Raw genomic sequence first — 8011 nt, 5'->3', positions numbered from 1 at the left:
CAGCGCCTTGAGCGGGAACGGATAGAGCTGTTCGACGCGCAGCAGATAGACATCGTCGATGCCGCGTTTCTCACGCTCCTCGTAGAGATCGAAATAGACCTTGCCCGAGCACAGGATGACGCGACGGATCTTGTCGTCCTTGGCCAGCTTGATCTTCTCGCCCTTCAGATATTCCGCATCGTCCCACAGCAAGCGGTGGAATGTCGTGCCGATCGCCATCTCGTCGAGCCGGGACACGGCACGCTTGTGGCGCAGCAGCGACTTCGGCGTCATCAGGATCAGCGGCTTGCGGATTTCCCGCTTAAGCTGGCGGCGCAGCACGTGGAAGAAGTTCGCCGGCGTGCTGGCGTAGACCACCTGCATGTTGTCTTCCGCCGACATCTGCAGGAAGCGCTCCAGGCGCGCGGAGGAATGCTCCGGTCCCTGCCCCTCATAGCCGTGCGGCAACATGCAGACCAGACCCGACATGCGCAGCCACTTGCGCTCGCCCGACGAGATGAACTGGTCGAACAACACCTGGGCGCCGTTGGCGAAGTCGCCGAACTGCGCTTCCCAGACCGTCAGCGCGTTAGGCTCGGCCAGCGAGTAGCCGTAGTCGAAGCCGAGCACCGCGACTTCCGACAGCAGCGAGTTGATGACTTCGTAGTGGCCCTGGTCGCCGCCGAGATGGTTGAACGGCGTGTAGCGGCTCTCGTCTTCCTGGTCGAACAGCACCGAATGGCGCTGCGAGAAGGTGCCGCGCTCCGAATCCTGCCCGGACAGGCGGACGTGGTGGCCCTCTTCCATCAGCGTGCAGAACGCCAACGCCTCGCCGGTCGCCCAGTCGATGCCGTTGCCGGTGTCGATCGCCTTGGCGCGGGTGTCGAGGAAGCGCTGCACGGTGCGGTGAACGCGGAAGCCGTCGGGCACCTTGGTGATCTTGGTGCCGATTTCGCGCAGCTTCTTGACATCGACGCCGGTGACGCCGCGGCGCGGATCCTCTTCCTGGTCGGCGGACTTGAAGCCCGCCCACTTGCCGTCGAGCCAGTCGGCCTTGTTCGGCTTGTATCCGGCGCCAGCTTCCAGCTCAGCGTCGAGGCGCGCGCGCCAGTCGGCCTTGGCCTTGTCGATTTCGCCTTCGGTCATCACGCCATCGGCGATCAGGCGCTTCGAGTACAGGTCCAGCGTCGAGGGATGCGTTGCGATGTTCTTGTACATCACCGGCTGGGTGAACGCCGGCTCGTCGCCTTCGTTATGGCCGTGGCGGCGATAGCAGAACATGTCGATGACGACAGGCTTGTGGAACTTCTGCCGGAATTCGATCGCGATCTTGGCGGCGAACACCACGGCTTCCGGATCGTCGCCGTTGACGTGGAAGATCGGCGCATCGATCATCTTTGCCACGTCCGACGGATACGGCGACGAGCGCGAGTAGCGCGGATAGGTGGTGAAACCGATCTGGTTGTTGACGATGAAGTGGATCGAACCGCCGGTGCGGTAGCCCTTCAGGTCGGACAGCGCGAAACATTCCGCGACCACGCCCTGGCCCGCGAACGCCGCGTCGCCGTGCATCAGAAGCGGCAGCACCGAGATGCGCGCATCCGGCGGATCGCCGTTCTGGTCCTGCTTGGCGCGGACCTTGCCGAGCACCACGGGATCGACGATTTCGAGATGCGACGGGTTGGCGGTCAGCGACAGATGGATCTTGTTGCCGTCGAACTCGCGGTCGGAGGAAGCGCCGAGGTGATACTTGACGTCGCCGGAGCCTTCGACCTCGTCCGGGTTGGCGGAGCCGCCCTTGAATTCATGGAACAGCGCGCGGTGCGGCTTGCCCATCACCTGGGTCAGCACGTTCAGACGGCCGCGATGCGGCATTCCGACCACGATGTCGCGAACGCCGAGATTGCCGCCGCGCTTGATGATCTGCTCCAGCGCCGGAATCAGAGATTCGCCTCCGTCGAGACCGAAGCGCTTGGTGCCAGTGAACTTGACGTCGCAGAACTTCTCGAAGCCGTCGGCTTCCACCAGCTTCATCAGGATGGCGCGGCGGCCTTCACGTGTAAAACTGATTTCCTTGTCCGGGCCTTCGATGCGCTCCTGGATCCAGGACTTCTGCGCCCGGTTCGAGATGTGCATGAATTCGACGCCCAGCGTCTGGCAATAGGTACGCTGGCAGATTGCGACGATCTCGCGCAGCGTGCCGTATTCGAGGCCGAGGACGTGGTCGAGGAAGATGCGGCGGTCATAGTCGGCGTCGGTGAAGCCGTAGGAGCGCGGATCGAGTTCCTCATGGTCCTTCTGGCCTTCGATGCCCAGCGGATCGAGATTAGCGTGGAAGTGCCCGCGCATGCGGAAGGCACGGATCAGCATCAAAGCGCGCACCGAATCGCGGGTCGCCTGGTTGACGTCGGCGGGCGCGACTTCGGCGCCGGGCTTCGCGGCCTTGGCAGCGAGCTTGGCGCCGACCACCTTTTCGACCTGCGTCCAGTTCCCGTCCAGCGCGGAGGTGAGTTCGTCGCTCGGGGTCAGCGGCCAGTTGGTGCGCTCCCAGGATGGGCCGGCGGCGTTCTTCTGCACGTCGCCCGGCGAATCCTTGAGGCTCTTGAAGAACTCCTGCCACTCGGGATCGACCGAGGCGGAGTCCTTTTCGTACTGGGCGTAGAGTTCGTCGATGTAAGTGGCATTTGCGCCCTGCAGAAATGAAGAGAGGGCGAAAGCGGCATTCGCGTCCTGGCGAGACATGATTGCGTCCTGATTTTGGCGTCGCGCGGAAAACTGGCAAGAGCCGATCCGTTTGTCGAACCAGCCTGATAGCGCGGACCTTCTACCCTATTTAGGTTGAAGTTGCGCCCTGAAAAGTGCGAAGTATTGAATATATCGTCAACTCTTCGTGCGACCTATTTTGGCGTGTGTTTAGTCTACGACGCTGAGGCTTTCCTTGGCCAGCGCGGCGGCGCCACCCTGCAATGCGTTTCGGCGGGAACGCCGGGCTGGAGCGGAAAGGGCTTCGTCGAGTAGCGCCTTGGCGGCCCCGCCGGCGGCGTCGGCCACGGTCGGGTCGCGCGTCACCATCGCGGCGACGATGGCGCCGTCCATCAGCAGGCCGATCTGATGGGCCAGAAATTCAGGCTTGGCGGCTCCGGCGGCGCGGGCGAGGCCGGCGACGTGGTCGAGCACGAAGGATTTGTGCGCCATGGTGAGGGCCCGCAACCGGGTCTCGTCCTTGGGGTGTTCGCCGACTGCATTGATGAAAACGCAGCCATAATAGCCCTCTTCGCCGAACCACTTCTTCAGCACGGGGAAGATCGAATCGAGCTTTTCCCGCGGGGTTTTGCCGGTTTCGATGCCGGCAATGAACCAGCCGCGCCAGACCTTGCCTTCGGCTTCGAGCACGGCCTCGACCAGGTCGCTCTTGGATTTGAAGATCTTGTAGAGGGTGGTCTTGGCGGTGCCGGCCTCGGAGACGATCGCGTCGATGCCGGTGGCGTTGATGCCGTTCTTGCAGAACAACCGGGTCGCGGCCTCCATCAGCCGGTGGCGCGGCGACACCTGCGGGAGCTTGATCTCGGCATCATGCGGGATCGCGTCGGTCATGTCCTTTCATATGACACGCCGCGCGCGCGGTGCAAGCGATCATCGGTTCCTGATCAACATTCGGGCGGCAAAACCCGATGATTGGCGCATTTGACGGCAATTCGGCCGGCGCCTCCATTTTCAGCACTCAGTTAACAGTCTCATAACGCTCGGCTTTCGCGAACCAACGCCAGTGGCACGCTTCCTGCTAGACTACAGAACGTTCTGTATCCGACCATCTGCAGGGAGAAACAAATGACCGCTGTCGCCGCAAAAACCGTCCTGACCGGCTGCCTCGCACCGATCGACAAAGGCGGGCTCGAACAGCTGATTGCCAACGGCAAGGCCAATCCGAACGTCATCAAGACGCTGAAGTGCAAGACGGTGGCCGAAGGCAAGTTCCGTCACGCCAATTACATCCGTAACCTGCCGCCCTACATCGTCGATGAGCCGCCAGCACTGCTCGGCGACGACACCGCGCCGAACCCTTCGGAAGCCTCCCTGGCGGCGCTGGGGTCGTGTATCGCCGTCGGCCTGCACGCCAACGCCGTGCATCGCGGCTGGATCGTCAACAAGCTCGAACTGCAGCTCGAGGGCGACCTCAACATCACCGCGGTATGGGGCACCGGCGACATCAGCGAGAAGCCGGTCGGATTCACCGACGTCCGCATCAAGGTCGATATGGAATGCGACGGCATTCCACAGGCCGAGATCGACGCGCTGATCGACCACGTGAAGAAGTGGTCGCCGGTGGCCAACACCTTTACGCGGCCGGTCAATCTGGAAGTGACGGCGTAAGCGACGGAGCGAAGGCCTCTCTTCTGTCATTGCGAGGAGCCCTTACGACGAAGCAATCCAGGTCTTTTGCGCGTGCCACTCTGGATTGCCGCGTCGCTTCGCTAAGGGGAAAGCCAATTGGCTTTCCCTGACCTCGCAATGACGGGGATGGGCCCGAGAACGACCGGCCGCCGCGATGCGACCGCACCGCCTCTCTTCCCTGTGACGGAGATGACGATGACCACGACCGCTGCGCTGAGAAAGCCCCATGATGTTATTGAAGCGCCGGACTCGTTCGTCGATCGCATCGCAGCGTTGTCGCGGACCGAACTGACGCCGATCGCGCTGGCGATCGACGAGGGCGAGATCTATCCGGACCAGGCGCTGCGCAACCTCGGCGAGGCCGGTGCATGGTCGGCGCACGCCGACCTGCGTGACACCATCGCCGGCATCTCCGCCATCGCCGAGACCTGCGGCGCCACGGCGTTCATGGCGTGGTGCCAGAATACGCTGGTCTGGTACATCCTGAATTCCGACAACGCCGCGCTGAAGGCAAAGTTCTTGGCCGATGCCGCCAGCGGAAAACGACTTGGCGGCACCGGCCTCTCCAATCCGATGAAGAGCTTCTTCGGCATCGAGAAGCTCAAGCTGAAAGGCCGCCGCACCGACGGCGGCTACATCGTCCGCGGCGCGCTGCCATGGGTATCCAATCTCGGCCCCGACCACCTGTTCGGCACCATCTTCGAACTCGAGGACGGCTCGGACAAGGTGATGTTCCTGGTCGATTGCGCCGACCCGAATGTCACGCTGACGCCGTGCAAACCATTTCTCGCGATGGATGGCACCGGCACCTATGCGGTGCAGTTGCGCGACGTGTTCATCCCGGACGACCAGGTGCTGGCCGCCCCTGCGATGCCGTTCGTGAAGAACATCCGCGCCGGCTTTATCCTGATGCAGATGGGCATGGGCCTCGGCCTGGTCCGCGACTGCGTCGAGATCATGCAAGGCGTGCGACCGTCGCTCGAACACGTCAATTGCTACTTGCCGCAGCAGCCTGAGGATTTTGCCGCCGTTCTCGCCGAGTTGGAGGCCGAGACGATGCGGCTCGTCGCCACACCCTACGACAGCAGCAATGCCTACTGGCGCCGCGTGGTCGATCTCCGGCTGCGTGCCGGCGACGCCGCGGTGGCCGCGGCGCATGCCGCGATGCTGCATTGTGGCGCGCGCGGATACCTGAAATCGCACCGCGCCCAGCGCCGGCTGCGCGAGGCCTATTTCGTGGCGATCGTCACCCCCGCCACCAAACAGCTCAGAAAAATGCTCGCAGACAATGCGCGCGAACATCCGGGAGAGCACCAGGGCTAGGTACTTCGATTTTCTGAAGGCGACGAATCAACGCAAACACATCAACCCAGTGGAGGCTTTGCTAATGGCTGAAATCCTGATTTCCGCAGACGAACTCGTCCCGTTCATGAAGTCCGAACCTTGCGTGATCATTGACACGCGCAACCCCGACGCCTACGCCGCCGGCCACATCCCCGGCGCCGTCAACCTGCATGAAATCTTCACCTTCCTCGCCACCTCGACGCCGGAAGGCATGGAAGAGTTGAAGAAGAAATTCGCCGACGCGTTCGGCGGCGCCGGCCTGTCCGGCAGCGAGACCGCCGTGATCTACGAGCAGTCGATGAATTCCGGCTTCGGCCAATCCTGTCGCGGCTACTTCCTGCTGGAATTCCTCGGCTATCCCAAGATCAAGGTGCTGCATGGCGGCTTTGAGGCCTGGACGATGAAAGGCCTGCCCACCACCACCGACGTGCCGACGCCCACGCCGGCTTCGTTCAAGGTCAAGCCGGAGGCGGGTTCGATCCTGATCGATGCCGCAACCATGCAGGCGGCACTCGGCAATCCCTCGATCGCGCTGCTCGACGTTCGCGATGTCGATGAATGGATCGGCGAAAGCTCCTCGCCCTACGGCAAGGATTTTTGCCCGCGGATGGGTCGGATCCCGGGCGCCGTCTGGATCGAGTGGTACCGCATGATGAAGCCGACCTCGGAAGGCCCGCGCTTCAAGTCGAAGAACGAGATTCTGGCGGAATGCGCCACCGTCGGGATTACGCCGAGCACCACCGTGTACCTGTACTGCTTCAAGGGCGCGCGGGCGTCGAACACGTTTCTCGCATTGAAGAACGCGGGCGTCATGGACGTCCGGATGTATTTCGGATCCTGGAACGAATGGAGCCGCGACACCAAGTATCCGATCGAAGAAGGCCTGCCAGTGGTGAGCGAGAAGCAGATGCAGGCGGCGTAATCACACGCTGTCGTTCCGGGGCGCGGGCGGCGTTAGCCGCACGCGAACCTCAGCCACTCCAACTGGAGTGGCGGGGAACCTCGACATGTTCATCGTCTCACTTCGGGATTCCGGGTTCGCTCGCAGCTCGCGCTGCTCGCGCCCCGGAATGACGGTGCGAGTCGCTCAAGTAGCACTTTCGAGCGCCTTCGCGCAGCGGCGGAGCAGGCTGCCGAGCAGCTTGGCTTCTTCACGGGTCAGGTCCGATAGCATCTGACGCTCCACCGTTTCCGCCGCGGTCCTTCCTGTCTGCACCGCCTGCCGGCCGGCCTTGGTCAACTCCGTCACGATGATCCGTCCGTGCTCGGGATGTGGGCTTCTCACGATCAGGCCCGCCCGGACGAGGTTGACCAGAATCCCCTGCATGGTTTGCGGCGTCACGAAGGCCGACCGGGCCAGGTCCGCGTTGGAAATGCGTGGGTTGGCGGCAACCGCAAGCAACACAGCGTTCTGCGGCGCAGATATGCCGAGACCGGCGAGTTCGGCGTCGAGTCTCTGTCGCAGCAGGTGCTGGGTGATTTTCAGCGAATAGCCGACCCAGCTGCCCTCCGCGTCCGGGTCCATTTTCCGATTTGACATATAAGGCGCCTGACATTAATGTAAGGAACCTGATATTATTTTCGAAAGTGGATCATGACAACGATTATCGGCCCCGACTTCCTGGCCCTGCAGGTGCGCGACCTCAAAGCTTCCGCCGAGTTCTACGAGAACGTGTTCGGCTTCGAGGCTGAAGCGCAAAGTCCTCCTGGCGCGGTGGTGTTCAAGACGAAGCCGATTCCCCTGGCCCTGCGAACGCCGCTCCGTCCGCTTCCGGAAGTAGATCCGCTCGGGATCGGCATGTCGCTCTGGATTGCCTGCGAGGACGCCGACGCCCTTCACGACCTGATTGTCGGCCGGGGCGGCGTCATTCTCAGCCCGCCGGGCGATGGCCCGTTCGGCCGCTTCTTCGTCGCCCGCGACCCTGACGGCTACGGCATCACCTTCCACACCGCTCGCACTTGAACTCGAACGTCCGTGCAAACAAAAAAGCCCGCTCTCACGAGCGGGCCTTTCATTTTGATATCAGCGCTGAACCCTAGCCCTTCAGCAATTCCACCAGCGTGGTGCCGAGGCGCGCCGGCGACGGCGACACTGCAAAGCCCGCGGACTTCATCGCCGCGATCTTCGACTGCGCATCGCCCTTGCCGCCGGAGACAATCGCGCCGGCATGGCCCATGCGACGTCCCGGAGGAGCCGTCACGCCGCCGATGAAGCCGACGATCGGCTTCTTGCGGCCACGCTTGGCTTCGTCCTTGATGAACTGCGCGGCGTCTTCTTCCGCCGAACCGCCGATCT

7 protein-coding genes and 1 pseudogene are annotated in these 8011 nt (G+C 62.9%); 4 read left to right on the top strand and 4 right to left on the bottom strand.

Annotated features, from left to right (window positions below):
- Positions 1–2721 (bottom strand): 2-oxoglutarate dehydrogenase E1 component (locus JWR89_RS05245; RefSeq protein ID WP_299712629.1); only part of this gene is annotated, 2721 nt, incomplete at its 3' end.
- Positions 2722–2892: 171 nt separating this feature from the next.
- Positions 2893–3573, bottom strand: a complete 681-nt coding sequence (locus JWR89_RS05240; RefSeq protein WP_299712626.1) for a TetR/AcrR family transcriptional regulator — start codon at positions 3571–3573, stop codon at positions 2893–2895.
- A gap of 234 nt (positions 3574–3807) precedes the next feature.
- On the opposite strand from JWR89_RS05240, the gene JWR89_RS05235 reads away from it, so the two are divergent.
- The 3 genes from JWR89_RS05235 (at position 3808) to JWR89_RS05225 (ending at position 6637) form a co-directional block, all read left to right on the top strand.
- A complete protein-coding gene (locus JWR89_RS05235; protein WP_299712623.1) occupies positions 3808–4350 on the top strand; it encodes an OsmC family protein in 543 nt (180 codons plus the stop codon).
- A 216-nt stretch (positions 4351–4566) separates the two neighbouring features.
- Positions 4567–5694, top strand: a complete 1128-nt coding sequence (locus tag JWR89_RS05230; RefSeq protein WP_299712620.1) for an acyl-CoA dehydrogenase family protein — start codon at positions 4567–4569, stop codon at positions 5692–5694.
- Positions 5695–5758: 64 nt separating this feature from the next.
- Positions 5759–6637 carry a sulfurtransferase gene (locus JWR89_RS05225; protein ID WP_299712617.1) on the top strand — a complete coding sequence of 293 codons (879 nt, stop codon included), beginning with the start codon at positions 5759–5761 and terminating at the stop codon, positions 6635–6637.
- A 165-nt stretch (positions 6638–6802) separates the two neighbouring features.
- On the opposite strand, the gene JWR89_RS05220 is transcribed toward JWR89_RS05225, so the two are convergent.
- Positions 6803–7255: a MarR family transcriptional regulator gene (locus tag JWR89_RS05220; protein WP_299712615.1), complete on the bottom strand. Its 453-nt coding sequence runs from the start codon at positions 7253–7255 to the stop codon at positions 6803–6805.
- 54 nt (positions 7256–7309) lie between these two features.
- On the opposite strand from JWR89_RS05220, the gene JWR89_RS05215 reads away from it, so the two are divergent.
- Positions 7310–7678 carry a VOC family protein gene (locus JWR89_RS05215; RefSeq protein WP_299712611.1) on the top strand — a complete coding sequence of 123 codons (369 nt, stop codon included), beginning with the start codon at positions 7310–7312 and terminating at the stop codon, positions 7676–7678.
- Between the two features lie 73 nt (positions 7679–7751).
- Here JWR89_RS05215 and JWR89_RS05210 read toward each other — a convergent pair.
- Positions 7752–8011: pseudogene (locus JWR89_RS05210) on the bottom strand (succinate--CoA ligase subunit alpha); the annotation flags it as partial.

It is taken from the genome of Tardiphaga sp. (genome assembly GCF_028290785.1).
Lineage (GTDB): Bacteria > Pseudomonadota > Alphaproteobacteria > Rhizobiales > Xanthobacteraceae > Tardiphaga.
The sequence above is the reverse complement of the archived record's forward strand: the minus strand, read 5'-3'. Positions and strand labels throughout refer to the sequence as shown.